The organism is Streptomyces sp. NPDC056948 (assembly GCF_042674225.1).
GTDB lineage: Bacteria > Actinomycetota > Actinomycetes > Streptomycetales > Streptomycetaceae > Streptomyces > Streptomyces purpurascens.
The window spans coordinates 20,615-36,795 of sequence record NZ_JBHUQX010000029.1 but is presented as its reverse complement, the minus strand read 5'-3'; the positions used below and the strand labels follow the sequence as shown (position 1 = coordinate 36,795).

The 16,181-nt window shown below is 71.1% G+C and carries 10 protein-coding genes; 7 read left to right on the top strand and 3 right to left on the bottom strand.

Features of this window, described 5'->3' with window-relative positions; all coding sequences use genetic code 11:
• The 7 genes from ACFTZL_RS06145 to ACFTZL_RS06115 all read left to right on the top strand — a co-directional run.
• The coding region (locus ACFTZL_RS06145) for an ROK family protein (RefSeq protein WP_382578882.1) at positions 1–965 on the top strand (965 nt) is incomplete at its 5' end.
• Between the two features lie 123 nt (positions 966–1,088).
• Positions 1,089–2,765, top strand: coding sequence for a DUF4157 domain-containing protein (locus ACFTZL_RS06140; RefSeq protein WP_382578880.1), 1,677 nt, complete (start codon positions 1,089–1,091; stop codon positions 2,763–2,765).
• A 246-nt stretch (positions 2,766–3,011) separates the two neighbouring features.
• The gene (locus ACFTZL_RS06135; protein ID WP_382578877.1) at positions 3,012–3,803 is read left to right on the top strand and encodes a hypothetical protein; all 792 of its coding nucleotides are present in this window, start codon (positions 3,012–3,014) and stop codon (positions 3,801–3,803) included.
• A gap of 133 nt (positions 3,804–3,936) precedes the next feature.
• Positions 3,937–4,716 (top strand): HAD-IIA family hydrolase, encoded by a 780-nt coding sequence (locus tag ACFTZL_RS06130; RefSeq protein WP_193478283.1) that lies wholly within the window; start codon positions 3,937–3,939, stop codon positions 4,714–4,716.
• A gap of 110 nt (positions 4,717–4,826) precedes the next feature.
• Positions 4,827–5,576 carry a hypothetical protein gene (locus tag ACFTZL_RS06125; protein WP_382578874.1) on the top strand — a complete coding sequence of 250 codons (750 nt, stop codon included), beginning with the start codon at positions 4,827–4,829 and terminating at the stop codon, positions 5,574–5,576.
• 2 nt (positions 5,577–5,578) lie between these two features.
• Positions 5,579–6,262 (top strand): class F sortase, encoded by a 684-nt coding sequence (locus ACFTZL_RS06120; RefSeq protein ID WP_382578871.1) that lies wholly within the window; start codon positions 5,579–5,581, stop codon positions 6,260–6,262.
• Between the two features lie 328 nt (positions 6,263–6,590).
• Positions 6,591–7,631, top strand: coding sequence for a glycoside hydrolase family 6 protein (locus tag ACFTZL_RS06115; protein ID WP_382578869.1), 1,041 nt, complete (start codon positions 6,591–6,593; stop codon positions 7,629–7,631).
• Here ACFTZL_RS06115 and ACFTZL_RS06110 read toward each other — a convergent pair.
• The 3 genes from ACFTZL_RS06110 to ACFTZL_RS06100 form a co-directional block, all read right to left on the bottom strand.
• Complete coding sequence (locus tag ACFTZL_RS06110; protein WP_382578866.1) at positions 7,628–11,839, bottom strand: trypsin-like peptidase domain-containing protein; 4,212 nt, start codon at positions 11,837–11,839, stop codon at positions 7,628–7,630. The two genes, ACFTZL_RS06115 and ACFTZL_RS06110, sit on opposite strands and share 4 nt — an antisense overlap.
• A 167-nt stretch (positions 11,840–12,006) precedes the next feature.
• Positions 12,007–13,947 carry a kelch motif-containing protein gene (locus tag ACFTZL_RS06105; RefSeq protein WP_382578863.1) on the bottom strand — a complete coding sequence of 647 codons (1,941 nt, stop codon included), beginning with the start codon at positions 13,945–13,947 and terminating at the stop codon, positions 12,007–12,009.
• Positions 13,944–15,944 carry a glycosyltransferase family 2 protein gene (locus tag ACFTZL_RS06100; RefSeq protein WP_382578860.1) on the bottom strand — a complete coding sequence of 667 codons (2,001 nt, stop codon included), beginning with the start codon at positions 15,942–15,944 and terminating at the stop codon, positions 13,944–13,946. The genes ACFTZL_RS06105 and ACFTZL_RS06100 overlap by 4 nt, the downstream gene beginning before the upstream one ends.
• Positions 15,945–16,181: the final 237 nt, after the last annotated feature.

The following is a 16,181-nucleotide window of genomic DNA, read 5'->3' as shown; positions in this document are numbered from 1 at the left end:
CCTCCATGCCGCTCGGCCGGGCCGGCTCCCCGCTCGGGGCCGGGGTCGTGCGGGAGGCGGCCGGCGAGGCCCGGACGGCCGGGGCGGGGTCCGCCCGGGAGACGGTGGCCGGGGTGCTGCCCGCCGGGCCGTTCGCCCGGACGGATTCCCTGCTCGGAGCCGGAGCCGGAGCCGGAGCCGGAGCCGAAGCCGGAGCCGGGGCCGAGGTCGCGCGGGAGGCGGTCGGCGAGGTCCGGTCGGCCGGGGCGGGGTCCGCCCGGGGCACGGCGGCTCAGGCGCCGGCCTCCGTGCCGCTCGCTCGGCCCGGGTCCCTGCTCGGGGTCGGCGTCGCGCTGCCCGGGCCGCTCGACCACGCCCGCGGGGTGCTGCACCGGGTGACCGGATTCCCCGAGTGGGACGGCTTTCCGCTGCGGGAGGCGCTGGCGGAGCGGCTCGGGGTGCCGGTGGTGGTCGACAAGGACACCAACGCGGCGGCGCTGGGCCTGGCCGCCGGGGGCGAGGGCGGCTCCTTCGCCTATCTGCACCTCGGCACGGGGCTGGGAGCCGGTCTGGTGATCGGCGGGACCCTGCACCGGGGGGCCAGGACCGGGGCCGGGGAGTTCGGCCACCAGGTGATCCAGCTCGACGGCCCGCCCTGCACCTGCGGCGACCGCGGCTGCGTCGAGGCGCTGTGCCTCGGTGCGGTGGCGCGCGGCGACACGGGGGAGGCGGCCCGGGTCCTGGGCGCCGGGGCGGCGAACCTGGTGGGCCTGCTCGACATCGACGTCGTCCTGCTGGGCGGCCGCACGGTGGCCACGGCTCCGGAGGCGTTCGTGCGGGGGGTCGGGACGGTCCTGGAGGCCTGGGCCCGGCGGACGGGCCAGGAGGCCGTGCCGGTGCGGGTCGCCGCCGGGGGCGGGCGAGTCGTGGCGGTGGGGGCGGCTCAACTGGTGTTGGGGCCGGTGTTCGGGCGTGGCGGTGGGTGAGGTGTCCTCCAAGACCCCGGACCCTGCCCCCAGGTGTGCGCGTAAGGGCATGTTCTTCTCGCGGCCGACTCGGTAGACGTAGTCGGTCGATCGGCTGTCCGGTTCCGGGGAGAGGGAGAAGACATGCGGGCCTTCCACCAAGGGCATGGCGGTGCGGTCGACCGGGCAGCGGGCGGATCCTCCGCCGGGCCACCGGCGTCACCGCTGAGCGCGGCCTGGATCCGGCATGTGCAGCGCGTGGCCGCGGTGGACCACGACACCCGTGACGTGGCACCCGAGGCCGAGCACGCCCAGGTGCAGCGGGCCGCCCTCGACCGGGCCCTCGGTTCCCCGGCCAAGCCCATGGAGCCGGGCCTGCGCTCCGAGATGGAGCAGCGCTTCGGCGGGACGGACTTCAGCGGCGTCCTCGTGCACGACGGGCCCCAGGCACGCGAGTCGGCGGCGGTCCTGGAGGCCAAGGCGTTCACCAGCGGTCGCCATGTCGTCAACGGCGGCGGGATGACCAAGAAGGACTGGGCGCACGAGCTGGCCCACTTCGAGGACCAGCAGACCGGACCCGTACCGGGCACGGACAACGGCGCGGGCGTCAGCATGTCCGCCCCGGGCGACGCGGGCGAACGCCACGCGGAGACGAAGGCGGACCGGGTCATGAGCGGGCCGGCGCCCGTGCAGCGCACCGCCGCCACCGAGAAGGCCGCGGCCGCCGGCTGCGCGGACGGGGACGGCTGCGGCGGCGACGGTACGGCCGTCCAGCGCCTCCACGTCATCAAGGCCGGCTCCACGGAGTACCCCAAGAAGCAGCCCGACTCCGACGACTTCTTCGTGGGCCAGGACACGAACGACCAGGGGAGCTGGTACGACGAGCGCTCCCGTTACGCGCCGCCCAAGCCTCACCTGGTCTACGCGGGCGAGGTGGACCTCGCCGTGTCGGACGCGTTCGACCTGGCGGTGGAGCACGCCGGCGACGGCAAGGAACCGAAGAACTTCTTCGCCACCGACAAACAGCTCGGCGCGTCGATCAAGAACCTCCCCGGCGCGGGCAAGAAGCGCGGGCTCTCGCTGTCGAAGACCGGCAGGACCCTGACCATCGAGGGATCGGGCCGCAAGGTCGTCCTCTACGAGGTAGAGCCCAAGTACCGCAAGGAGAAGGGCGGCGAGAAGACCAAGGGCCTCGACGTTCTCACCCCGCAGCGCTGCAACGACATGATCGGATTCGTGACCGGCAAGCCGTCCATGTACCGCGAGGCCGACAACCGCTACTGGGACACGATCGAGAAGTTCCTCGTGCGCATGGAGCCCGAGGGCGACTGGCAGGGGAAGTTCCAGGAAGCCATCGACGGCGGCGACCCGGCCGGATACGACCGGATCACCTTCGGCATGAGCGGCCGCTTCCAGCAACTGGTCCGGCAGTCCCCCGAGAACGCCGAACGGGTGCTGCAGGACCTGGAGGCCAACCAGCACGCCGCCATCCCCAGGGTCGGCGACGGAATGGTGACCATGGCCCGGCCCGACGCCCAGCAGCACGAAACGCGTGCGCAGGCCCGCCGCGAAGGCGCCGACGACCACATGGACTACCACTACGGCGGTGTGGTCGCCGTGAGCGGCAGCGACTACATCACCATGGAGAACTACGCGCGCGAACAGCACGCCGACAGCATGAGCACCCTCGACCGCAACGATCCCCTCTGGTACTTCCGGATGTACGGCAAGGAGACCGGCCGGACGTGGCACGAGGGCTGGACCGCCTCCGCCGGCAACGGCTTCCTGGGCGCGACGCTCACGCTGACCCTGCGCCGCTGAGCGGGACCGCGGGTGCCGCCGGCGCAGAAACCACCCGACCCCAAGGTCGTCGAGCATCTCCGGCACGCCCAGCGGTGCGCCGGCAACGCGGCCGTCGTACGCATGCTCCGAGCCGGAGGGGCAAGCGGAACGGCCTGAGACCTGCTCCCGGGGGCCGGCCGTCCGCCGACCGGGTGGATTCGCGCCGCCGTTCGGGGGCTGTTCCGGGCCGTGTCGCTCGCGATCGCCCACTTCCGGCAATGTCACATGGCCATGCGACTCTGCACGCCCGCTCACCTCTGCCTGGCGGCGGCAGCCGCCGTCCTGCTCACTGGTGCCCACCCGTCGTACGCGGACGATCCGGCGCCCGCCTGTGCCGCGCCCGACGATCACACCTTCCCGCTCACCACCCGCATCCACGGCGGGCCGGACTCCTACGCGGCCGGGGGCGGGTACGGGACCTGGTACCTCGATCTGACCAACACGACCGACCGGACCTGCACCGGGATCCATCCCGTCGTCGTGCTCGTGGACGCCAAGAGGGCCCTTGAGCCGTCCCAGCCCCGGCTGGAGTTCTTCGAGGGGACGCGGGCCCACACCGCGCGGTTCGAGAAGACCGGCGAGGACGAGCTCGTCGGGGCGCTGGCCGACGACGAGGGCCGGTTCGCCGGGTTCACCGTCGGGCCGGGAAAGACCGTCACCGTGAAGGTGCGGCTCGCCGTCACCTCGGACGCCGTGCCCAACCATGTCACCGCCAACGCCGCCGTCGTCCAGCGGCACGACGACGACGGGGACTGGGTCGGGCAGTCCAACGACTACCGGTTCGGCATCGACGGTGATGCCCCGATCGACGGTGGCGACGGGGAGATCGACGGCGGCACCGACTCCCAGCCGGAGACCGAGCCGCAGCCCGAGGCCTCGGTCCCGCCCCGCGAGGACCGCTTCCCGTTCGCCGAGGAACTCGCCCGCACCGGAATCGGCGTCCGGGTCGCCGCCGCCGCGGCGGCGCTGCTGCTCACCGGGGGCGGGGTACTGCTCCTGGCGCGCCGGCGACGCTGAGGCGGCCGTTCCGCGGTGCGGGCCCGTGCACCGTCCCGCCCTTCGGGACGCCGCGACCGGCCCATTCCGCATGATCCGGCCACTGTTTAGGCTGGGTCGCAGGCTGGACCGCGTACGGCAGGAGATCCCGCACATGGCAGACCGCAAGCCCATCGAGTCGTGGCTCACCGACATGGACGGTGTGCTCATCCACGAGGGCGTGCCGATCCCCGGCGCCGACGCCTTCCTGAAGAAGCTGCGTGAGTCCGGGAAGCCCTTCCTGGTCCTCACCAACAACTCGATGTACACCCCGCGCGACCTGCACGCCCGGCTGCGCCGCATGGGCCTGGACGTGCCCATCGAGAGCATCTGGACCTCGGCCCTGGCCACCGCCCAGTTCCTGGACGACCAGCGGCCGGGCGGGTCGGCGTACGTCATCGGCGAGGCGGGCCTGACCACCGCGCTGCACGACATCGGCTACATCCTGACCGACCACGAGCCGGACTACGTCGTCCTCGGCGAGACCCGCACGTACTCCTTCGAGGCCATGACGAAGGCGGTGCGGCTCATCCTCGGCGGCGCCCGCTTCATCTGCACCAACCCCGACGAGACCGGCCCCTCCACCGAGGGCCCGCTGCCCGCGACCGGCGCGGTGGCGGCGCTGATCACCCAGGCGACCGGCAAGAAGCCGTACTTCGCGGGCAAGCCGAACCCCCTGATGATGCGGACCGGGCTGAACGCCATCGGGGCGCACTCCGAGTCCAGCGCGATGATCGGCGACCGGATGGACACCGACGTGCTGGCCGGCATGGAGGCCGGGATGCAGACGTTCCTGGTGCTCACCGGCCTGACCAGGCCCGACCAGGTCGAGGACTTCCCGTACCGGCCCTCGCAGGTCCTGGACTCGATCGCGGACCTCGTCGACCGGGTCTGAGGAGGCAACCGCGTCCAAACCCGTCGCCACCCGTTCGGAGCAGTCGCCGCGTCCTTGAGGATGCGGCGACCCACTGTGCGGGGGAGGCTCCAGGCATCTGGAGGTTCACGATGGGTTCCCTGAGAGTCGCTCTCTGTACGAGTGTCCTGGTCGCGGCCGCCCTCACCCCGGCGGCGTTCGCGGCGGACCCGGGGGGCGTCTCGGTGACCCCGGCGACCCCCGCACCCGGCAGTGACGTCGCGCTCCGCGTGACCGGCTGCGCGGCGAGGACGGCCGTCGCCGCCTCGGCTGCGTTCGTCGCGGACGCCCCGCTCACCGTCACCGACGGTGCACTCATCGGCGAGAGCCGCGTCCCCTCCACGCTCAGGGCGGGGACGTACACCGTGAAGATCACCTGCGGGGGCGCCGAACGGACCGGCACGTTCAGGGTCCGGGAGAGCCGGGAGAGCCGGGAGGGCCGGGAGAGTGCGGGCCCGCCCGCGCCCAGGGTCGCGACCGGGGCGGCCGGGCAGCCACCCGCGCCGGGGACGGGCGGGCTGCGGCCCTTGCCCGAGGGCGGCAGGCCATCACCCGAGTCCGAGCCCGACTCCGAGTCCGACTCCGAGACCAAGCCCGAGCCCGAGCTCGATCCCGCGCTCGAGGACGAAGGCCGGTCGTCCGCCTCCCGGCGGCCGGGCGCCCACGCCTCGCCCGTCGCTCCCGTCGAGGCGGGCGGTGGCGGCGCCGCCCACCTCGTCGCCGCCGAGGACCGCGGTGCCGGGCCCGGCACCGCGCAGGCGGTGACCGGCCTGGTCCTCGCGGGAGTGGCCGCGGTGGTCGTCGCGCTGGGCAGTGTCCGCCGGAAGCGCGGAACGGACTGACCATGTCCGAACTCGACCTGGACCGGGTGCGCAGACGCCCTTCGGGTACCGGCCGCCTGCTGGCCGGCGTGGCCTGGGTGGTGCTGCTGCTCGGGCTCTGGCTCTGGGGCCGCGAGGTGACCGACGTACGGCACGGCATCTCCGCGCCCACGACGGGCGACATGGCCGCCGCCGGACGCCCCCCGGACGTGAAACTGCCCCCCGCGCACCGCCCGCTGGGCGACGCGCTGCCGCAGCGCGTCGACATCCCCGGCATCGGCGTCCAGGCACCGGTGGTGGGGCGCGGCCTGGACCGGCGCGGTGCGCTCGATCCGCCGCCGTACGACCAGCCGGGTGTGGTCGGCTGGTACGCGGGCGGGGTGGCACCCGGGGCGCCGGGGACCGCGCTGCTGGTCGGTCATGTCGACAGCGAGACCCGGCCCGCCGTCTTCTACAAGGTCAGTGCCCTGCGGCCGGGCCAGACGATCCGGGTGATCCGGGCCGACGCCGAGGTCGCCGAGTTCACCGTCGAGTCCGTCCAGGTCCTCACCCGCGACCGCTTCGACGCCCACCAGGCCTACGGCCCCCGCCGCTCGGGCCGGGCCGAACTGCGGCTGGTCACCTGCGGCGGCAGCTTCGACCGTACGACCGGCAGCTATACGGCGAACGTGGTGGTGTCGGCGTACCTCACCGGTACCGGACTCTGATGAGACCCCCCACCTAACCCGGCCGACGACCCGCTCCCCTGAAGTCGACGACCGGGCCGGTCCTCGACCACGCGCGCGCGGGCTGCGGGAGTAACCCGGCGAACTGCGCGGGAGGCCACGGGAGCCACGGTGGGTGAAACTCTGGCCGGAGGTCGGGTCCTGCTGAGAAGACTGTAGAACCAAAGGGCCGCCCGGGCCTAGAGGTTGAATACGTCAAGTCCCGATACGGTGGCTCTGCGTCATCCACCCAGGTGGGTTCCGCCTCGTGGGTGTCGCGGGACGTATGTCAGGATTGAGACTTGGAACGGTGCACCCAAGGGGGAGTTGGATGTACGGCAGCAGGGGGGCCGGGACGATCGCCGGGAGGCGGATGTCCGCAGTGATGCTGGGGGCGGCATTGCTGATCACGGGGTGTTCCTCCTCCGACGACGGAGGAGACGGATCGGACGGCGGCGCCGACGCGGGCGCCGGAATCACCCAACAGCCCAAGGAGAAGGCCCCCTTCTGGGTCAACCCGGACGGCACCGCGGCACAGCAGGTCGCCGCGCTGGAGAAGTCCGGCAAGAAGCAGGAGGCCGAGCAGATCCGCAAGATCGCCGAGCAGCCCGTCGCCGAATGGGTCGGCCCGGACAACCCGCGGGAGCAGACCCAGGGCTTCACCGAGGCCGCCGACAAGGCCGGCCGTACGGCCCTGCTCGTGCTCTACAACATCCCGCACCGCGACTGCGGCCAGTACTCACAGGGCGGCGCCGCCGACGGCAACGCCTACCGCGACTGGCTCGACGGCGTGGCGGAGGGCATCGGCGACCGGTCGGCCGCGGTCATCCTGGAACCGGACGCCCTGCTGCACCTCGTCGACGGCTGCACGCCGGAGCAGTTCCACGAGGAGCGCTACGACCTCCTCAAGGGTGCCGTCGCCAAGCTGAAGTCGCTGAAGAACACGAAGGTGTACCTGGACTCGGGCAACGCCGGTTGGGGACACCCCGACCAGATCTTCGAGTCGATGAACCGGGCCGGCATCGAACAGGCCGACGGCTTCTCGGTCAACGTCTCCAACTTCTACTCCACCGACGAGTCCCTCGCCTACGGCAAGCAGCTCTCCGCCAAGGTCGGGGGCAAGCACTTCGTCATCGACACCAGCCGCAACGGCAAGGGCCCCTACACCCAGGGCAACCCGGACGAGCGCTGGTGCAACCCGCCGGGCCGCGCGCTGGGCGAGACGCCCACGACGAAGACGGCCGACCCGCTGGTCGACGCCTACCTGTGGGTCAAGCGGCCGGGGGAGTCGGACGGCGAGTGCAAGGGCGGCCCGAAGGCGGGCCAGTGGTGGTCGGACTACGCACTGAAGCTGACCAAGGCCAGCTCCTAGAAGCCTGGGCAGACGTCGTCGACCTGGTCGGGGTCGACGGCCAGGTCCCTCTCGGCCTCGCTCAGCTCCCGCTGTGCGAGGGAGCAGAGCCGGTCCATCCAGCGTTCGGGGGCGAGGGGGATGGTCGAGGTGCGTGAACCGTCGACGATCGTGAGCGACGTGCCGTCGGTGCTCGGGGACAGGACCGAGCCGTAGCCCACGTAGTAGCGGTAGGTGTCCTGACGTTCCGTCACGTCCCAGACGACCTGTTCGCCTGCGGCGGTGGTGGTGTGGAGCAGGCGGTCGCCGAGGAAGCGGCCGAGGTAGTAGACGCCGTTGTAGGTGAGTTCGGGGAGTCTCTGCTTCTTCTCGACGTCCCACAGCTGTACGCGGCCGCCGGCGTACTGCGCGGCGAGGATCTTGCCGTCGGGGGAGAGCGCGAACGACCGGATCGACCGGTCGTAGTCCTTCCTCCCGATCCACCTCTTGAACTCGCCGGTGGTGAAGTCCCAGACGCCGATCTCGGCCACCGTCCGCACCACCGCCTGGGGTTTGCCGGGCAGGGCGGTGGCGAAGGTGCCGGCCGCCTCGTTCGCGAGCTGGGCACTCTCCTGGACGGGCGGCTGGTAGATCTTGCCGTCCATGCGACCGGTGTCGAGCCGCCAGCGTGAGACGTACGAGAGCCCTGAGATCACGGCGTGGTCGTTGTCGGAGAAGCTCAGATTGATCCAGGACGGGGTGAGCCCCGTTGCGGGGTCCGGCCCGGAGGCCGTGATGCCACGCGGGGCGGGCAGCTCGAGGACGTGTTCCTCCTTGAGGGAGCTGCCGTCCATCCGCCAGACGAGGACCGTCCGTTCGTCCTGGGCGACGGTCAGCATCCGTCGCCCGTCCGGGCTGAAGGCGGCGTACAGGCGGGCCAGCGGCCGGGACGGCCGCGCGGTCGCGAGGAGCCGGTGGTCGGCCAGGTTCCACAACTGGAGTCCGGTGCCGGCCGAGTCCACGACCGCCATCCTGCCGCTCGGCCCGTCCGGTGTGCGGATGCGGTTGACCAGGGAGTTGGTGTCGAAGGATGTGGGCCGCTCGACGCGTACGGTGACGATGCTCCCGCCGGCCGAGACGACAGCGCGCAGGTCATCGGGAGGGCCGGCCAGGTCGACCGCCGGAGCGAACCCCCGGCCGGTGATGTTCTGGTCCTCGGGAGCCGCCGCCGGGGTGTCGAAGGTGGCCGGCCAGCCCTTCTCCAGGTCGATGACGAGGAACCGCATCCGGCCGAGGTCGGTGCCGATGCGTCCGGTCGGATTGATCAGGTAGCGGCCGGTGGCGTCGAGCCGGGGCGCGTAGAGCGGGCACAGGCCCTGGAAGCTGCTGTTGCTCCAGTTCTGGAAACGCCGGGGCGTGGAACCCAGCCGCCACGCTTCGAGCGAGCCCTCCTCGGTGCAGGTGACCAGGACGCGGCCGTTGCCGCTGACCGTCGCGGAGGCGGTGGTGCGCTCGTCCCAGGGGCGGTGCAGCGAACCGCTGCTCAGCTCCCAGGAGACCAGCCGGCCGCGCGGGTCGTCCGCTTCGGCGCCGGTGGGCACGATCCGTGCCACGACCGTGTCGTCCGCGGCGAACCAGGCCTGTGCCGTGGCCCAGCCCTTCGGCGGGGCGAGGGTCCGGCCCGTGCGGCGGCCGTCGTCCGCGTTCCACACGAGCACGCCCTCGCCGGGGATCGCGGCGAGGATCCGCTTTCCGTCGCCGTCGAAGCGCAGGTCGTTGGGGGCGCGGGGGTTCTTTTCGACGGCCTCGCCCTTGCGCAGGGCAAGGGTCCGGAACTTGTCCGAGCCGGAGGAGACCGGTATCCCGAGGGAGATCGACCCCCAATCACTCGCCCGGGCCGCCCTCCGCCCGTCGGCCGATATGGCGATCCGCTCGGTGTCGAGCCGTGTCGAGAAGTGGCGGGGTTGTGGCGGTTGCTTCCCCCGCAGGTCCAGTCGCACGAAGGCGCCGTTGCCCAGCACGGCGTATGCGTACGAGCCGTCGTCCGTCAGCGCCACGTCCTCGACATCGTCACGCCCCTCCATCACCACCCGCTCCACGTCCTGAAACCGCAGGTACTGCGCGAGCAACGCCGACCGGGCCTCGGGCCGGGCCTCCGCCCGATACGCACCGACCGCGTAGAGGGAAGAGGCGGTCAGGGACGTGCTGTCGAGACTCGCCGCCTGTTGCGCCAACCGGTCCGAAGCCAGCCGTCGCTGTTCCGTCAGCAGATTCAGATACAGCACGGACACCACCGCCGCGGCCACCACGGCCAGTACCGTGACCACCGCCCACAGCACCCGCAGATACCGCTTGCGACGCTCGGACCTCGCGGCCTCCTGAGCCTTGCGATCCCGCAGCCCGGCCCCCGCCTCGATGAACTCCCGTTCCTCATCGGTCAGTTCGTCACGCCGGTCCGCGAGCCACCGCTCCGCCGCCGACAGCGCCGGATCCTCCAGCAGCAGTCCGTCCGGCCGCCCGGCCCGCCACCAGCGGGCCCGGTCGTAGCGCAGTTCGCCGCGCCAGGTGAGGAACGCACGGTCGGATTCCACCTGCTCGGCCAGCGGCTGCCAGTGTTCGATGAGGGCTTCGTGGGCCAGTTCGACCGTCTCGCCCCGCTCGGGGTCCGCGCCCACCACCAGGACACGGGCCTCGGCGAGCTCGCGGGCGACGGCCCACCGCTCCTCGCCCGCGTCCCGGCGTGCGAGCCGGGCGCGCAGGGCCGTGCCGCTGCCGGGCGGGAGCTGGACCAGCGCGCGGAGCAGCCCGGTCGCGGCGCCCGGCGCCGCACCCCGCAGCGCCCGCTGCCACGCCGAGTCGGCCCTGCTGCTCAGCACCCCGCCCACGCCGCCCAGTTCACGGTAGGTGTCGAGGCGGAGCCGCCCGCCGAGCTGCCGTTCCCACAGGGTGGTCAGGACGAATCCGAGCAGGGGCAGCGCTCCGGGGCGGCCCGCCGCGTCCTCGATGAGGCGGTCGGCCAGCCCGCTGTCGTACTCGACGCCGGGGAAGGCCCGCAGCGGCAGCCGGACCACCTCGGTGAGCTGCTCGCGGGTCATCAGGCCCAGTTGGTGTGCGGGCGCGCTGCCGACCAGCCGGCTCAGCTCCGGGTGGCGCAGGGCCGCGTCCTGGAAGTCGGTCCGCAGTGCCACCAGGACGGCGACTCCGGGGTGGCGGCGGGCGTCGAGGAGCGCGTCAACCAGGGCGCGCAGCTCCTCCTCGGGGCGCAGCAGCAGCGCCTCCGACTGGTCGAGCGCCAGCACGAGCCCGCGTGCCGACCTGTGCGTCCGCAGAGCCTCGTGGACCGCGGAGGCGTCCGGGCGGCGGCCCTCCGCGCGCAGGGTGACGACCTGCACGGCCCGTTCCCTCAGGCGGGGCAGCACGCCGGCCATGAGGAGGGAGGACTTGCCGGAGCCGGAGGGGCCGGTCAGCGTCACACAGCCCCCGGGCAGCGAGCCGTGCGGGCACAGCAGGTCGACGACCGCGGTGACGTCCTCGTCCCGGCCGAAGAAGTGCGCGCTGTGCTCCTCGGTGTAGGGACGCAGCCCGGGGAAGGGGGAGGAGGGCGCGAGCAGTTCGGCCAGGCCCGGCAGCTCGTCGAGGACCGTGCGGGTCGGGATGCAGAAGCTCTGGCCCCGGTGCGCCGGTGAGATCGAGGCGACGATGCCGACCACGGCACCGAGGTCGTCGTCCCACACGGCGGAGCCGCTGAAGCCTGGCTGGATCGGATCCGACTGGCCGTCCTGCGGCGACATCTGCAAGCGGCCGGTGCCGGTCCGGGCGCGCAGCCGGGCCGTGTGCCAGCCGCCGCCCGTGTCGTCCCTCGGCAGTCCGAAAACGATGGCCTTGTGGTCCCAGACGTCCCGGGGCGCCACCATCAGGACCGGCCGGGCCGCCTCCAGCGGACGGGCCAGGGAGAGGACCGCCACGTCACCGGTGCCGTTCGTACGGACCGGTACCCAGTCGCGGACGACGGCGTCCGTGGTCCCACCCTCGCGGAGGGCCAGGCGGACCCCCACGGGGCCGTCGGGGCGCTCGCCGCGAGCGACCGGGAGTCCGAGGGCGTCCAGTACGACATGGGCGCAGGTCAGGACCAGCGTGGGCGCGATGAGCACCCCCAGGCCGCCGATGTGCCCGTCCGTGCCCGAGACCTGGACGGTCGCGGCGGCCAGGACATCCTCGGCCACCGGGTCCGACGTGGTCGACTCGGTCATCTCCCGTATCCCCCGCCACCGTTGACCACAAGCGTTGCCGATGTCGTACCCGAGAGCACACCAAATTACGTGCACAGGTCAAGCACGTTTCCCGTCACCCGGACATGCGACCGGACATGCGAAAGGGGCGCCCTCCGCACAGGAGAGCGCCCCGATCAGCCGGGAAACTACGGCACCTTGACCCACTGGGCCTTGCTCGGCGTCCCCTTGCCGTCCGTCACGAACAGCATGTACCAGCCCGCCTGGACCAGGTTCCGGTTCTCCGGCACGGTCACGGTCAGCTTGTCGCCGGACGCCTTGAAGTCCAGGGCGATCGACCGCTGGTCGACGTCCGTGACGTGGGTGGCGGCGCTCGGCCGGATCAGCCGGACCTTCTTGACCGAGGACGCGCTCGACGAGGTGAACGTCCCCGTCCCACCGCGCTCGATGGTCTGCGGCCCGCCGGACAGCGAGGGCCGCTCCCCGTCGCCGTAGAGGTACGGCGGCGTGTAGATCTCGATGCGCTGCTCGAACTTGCCCGGCTTGGTGTTGGCCTTGTCGCCGTACAGCGAGTCCGAGCCGAAGAACATCAAGCGTCCGTCGGGCAGCAGGATCGACCCGGAGTGGTAGTTGCGGCCCACCAGCGGGTCGGCGACCCGCTTGAGCTCGTTCTTCTCCGTGTCGTAGAGGTGCGCCTGGAAGATGTTGGAGTCGCCGCGACCCCGGTAGTCCTCCGAGCCGCCGGAGATCAGCACGTTGTCGTCGGGCAGGATCGAGGCGTTCGGGTAGCGGGTGCCCTTCTCCAGGGACGGGCCGTCCTCGAAGCTCGGGTCCGCGTCCTTCAGGTCGACGATCCGGGTCTTCTCGCTGGACTCCTTGGACTCGCCGACGCCACCCCCGCCGACCACCATGTACTTCTCGTCCTGCGCGGGCGGCAGCAGCACCGTGCCGGACGTCTCCATGAGCTTGGGGTCGCTCAGCCCGGGGAGCTTCGAGAACTTGTTGGTGTCCACGTCCCAGACGCCCGGCTCACGGCCCACGTTGTCCGGTCCGTAGCCGGCGTTCGAACCCGAGTAGAAGACCTTGCCGTTCTGCATGAGGAACAGCGCCGGGTAGGTCGGGAACTGCCGGACCTTGCCCGTGTAGGCCCACTTCTTGGTCTTCGGGTCGAAGACCTCGTTCTTGCCAGGGACGAGCTGCCCGATGTCGTCCAGGCCGGAGACGCTGAGGATCTTCCCGTCGCTCAGGGTGGTGAGCGTCGGGTACCAGCGGGCCTCCTTCATCGGGTCGACCTTGATGTACTTCTCGGCGACCGGGTCGAACTCGAAGGCGTCCCGGATGCCCTGGAAGTCCTTCTTGTCGAGGGCGATCTTCTGGGCGATGCCGTAGGTGTTCTTGGCGTCGGCGCCGTTCAGGCCCTGCACCTTGTAGTTGTCCTGCGTGCCCGTCTCGTACTTGTGCCCGCGCTTTTGCGCCTCGACGTAGATACGGCCGAGACCCGGGTCGTTGCGCAGGAACCTGCCGGTCGCCTTGTCGAACACCTTCTTCGCGCGCGGCACCAGCACCGGGTCCTTCGAGACGAAGGTCTTGCCGTTCCCCTTGCCCGTGAACCTGGTGCCCGCGGGCAGGGTGATCGGCTCGTCCGGGTTCTCGTTGTGGACGATCATCAGGCCGCCGGCCTTGGTGACGTCACCCTGGAGCTTCTCGTACCGCTTGGTGCCGCCCGCGATCAGCAGATTGCCGTTGGCGAGCTGGGTGTGGCCGGTGCAGAACAGGTCGGCGGGCGTCGGGACCTTCTTGATGGTGCCCTTGACCGGGTCCCAGATCCGGGTGTCGAACTTCTTCGCGTCGAAGTTGTCCTGGTTGTTGCCCGACCCCGCGACGAGCAGCACCTTGCCGGTGCGCAGCAGCGCCGCGTGGATCGTGTTCTGCCGGTATTCCTCGGGGAAATCGATGATCTCCCACTTGCCGTTCGCGGCCTTGTACTCCGGCTTGTTGATTGTGTACTGGTGGTATTTCTCGGTTCCGAAGCGGTAGAGCCACGGCCCGTTCATCCCGGCCAGCGCGAGTACCACCGCCGTGCCGATCGCGAGTCGACGGGCCCGGCGGCGGCCTGCACGGTCGTTCATTCCTTACGTCCCCCAAGTCCACCAAGGGCGATCTGCATGGTCTGGTCGGATCCCCCGACCTCCCCGTTACCGCCGGGAGCGGCGGCCCAACTGGGCTTGTGGTGCGGGGCGTGCGACGTCGGCTGCTGCGGAATCGGCAGCGGCTGCGTCCGGTGCGGCCCCGCGGAGTCCTGCGGCTGTTCCGCGGCGGGTTCGGCGGGCTTCTTCGCGTCCTGCCGGAGCTGCCAGCGCCAGGCGAAGACCGGCGAGGCGGTGATCAGCAGCGCGAACGTCGCCCAGATGATCATCGCGGGGTGGGCGTGGCCGAAGACGAGGCCGGCGGCGATCGACCCACCGAAGATCGCGACGAAGTACCAGTGGTAGCGGAACGTCCCGAACCACCGGTCGGGGCTCGCGGAGTCGCCCTTGGGCGTGACGACGAACTTGCTCTTGCGCCGCAGCACGGAGTCGATCAGCGCCTTCGCGTACAGCGGCGCCGACAGCGCGGACATCACCATGCCGGCCACACCGCCGGAGCCCTCCGGCTCGTGCGGCGAGACGTTGTGCCGGCGGTTCCAGACGTACAGACCGATCTGCAGGGCGGAGGCGTTGCCGTAGAGCATCAGCCAGACCGCCGGGTCGATGTTCACACCCGAGGCGCCCAGGCCCAGGAACAGGCAGCAGCTCAGCGCCGCCAGGATCCAGTTCAGGGCCGACATCGGGTAGAAGATGATCATCATCGTGTAGTTGAAGAGCTTGCTCGGCGGCAGCGAGTACCAGCCCTTCCAGTACTGCCCGATGATCGTCTCGTACGTCCCTCGCGACCAGCGCATCTGCTGGGTGAAGAAGTCCGTCCAGGCGCTGGGGCCCTCACCGACCGCGAGCACGTCCGGCGTGTACACCGAGCGCCACTTCTTGCCCGTCGCCGGGTTCTTGTGGCGGTGCATCTCGAAGCCGGTCGCCATGTCCTCGGTGATCGAGTCGTACAGACCGCCGATCTGCTTGAGCGCCTTGATGCGCACGGCGTTGGACGTGCCGACGAACATCGGGGAGCCGTAGCGGTTGCCCGCGCGCTGGATCAGCGCGTGGAAGAGGAACTGCTGCGACTCGGCGGCCTTGGTGATGGCGTTGTCGTAGTTGCCGTAGACCTGCGGGCCGATGACGAAGCCGACGTCCGGGTCGCGGAAGAAGCCGAGCATCCGCTCCAGGTAGTTGGGCAGCGGCACGTGGTCGGTGTCGACCGAGGCGAAGAAGTCGTAGTTGTCGCCGTGCGCCTCGAGCCAGGCGTTGTAGTTGCCGTGCTTGGTCTTGGCGCGGTGCGGGCCCTTGGCCTGGTTCCACTTCGCGACGCCCTTGCGGGAGAAGTGGTGCACACCGAGGCGCTGGCAGACGGCCTTCACGTCGGGGTCGTCGCCCTCGTCGAGCAGCCAGACGTGCATCAGGCCCCGGTGGCGGATCTTGACCGCGGCCTCCAGGGTCTTCGTCACCATGTCCAGCGGTTCCTTGCCGGGCACGAAGGAGGTGAGGAAGGCCACTCGGGTGCCGGTCTCGGGCACCACCGGGATCGGGTCGCGGGCCACGAGCGTGGCGTGCGCGTTCGACAGCACGTTCATGCAGCGGAAGAACTCGATCAGGCCGATCGAGACCAGCATGACTATGTCGAGCGCGGGCAGCCAGTCGAAGGCCGGGTAGTCGCGCTCGGTCCAGTGCTCGGGCTGGAGCAGCCAGAACAGCAGGACCAGGGACAACACCGGGGCCGCGGCCAGCATCAGGGCGACCCTGATGCGGTGCGGCTCCTGCGAGATGAGCGAGCGGTACTGCACCTTGTACGGCTTGTTCGGATCGGGCTGGGTGAGGGGACCCGCGAGCCGGCTGTAGTGCTCGTAGTCGTATCTCGGCAGATTCTTCTTGATCCGCCGGAATGTCCCCGTCGTGCTCATCCGGTGCCCCGGCACCCTGAGCTGAGTGGTCTGGGACGGGTCGTGGTCCTGCCGGGCACCCGTGGGCCTCGACGTCATGAGTCATCCCCCCACACGCGGAATCCGCGTGTTTCGTCGCTTCCTACCGTCTGCGCCAGGTCCCCCTCGACCTTCACAGACGTATCAGTGGTGGATCGCAGTCACCACGTCATCCACACCCTATAGACACGGCAATGCGACCTTCCGGTTGCATGATGCCCCCCTCGGCATCGCTCCATGAACGGGGCCCCTACTCCCGTCCGGCCGGCAACCGGTTCTTCTGCCCCCCAACTGCCG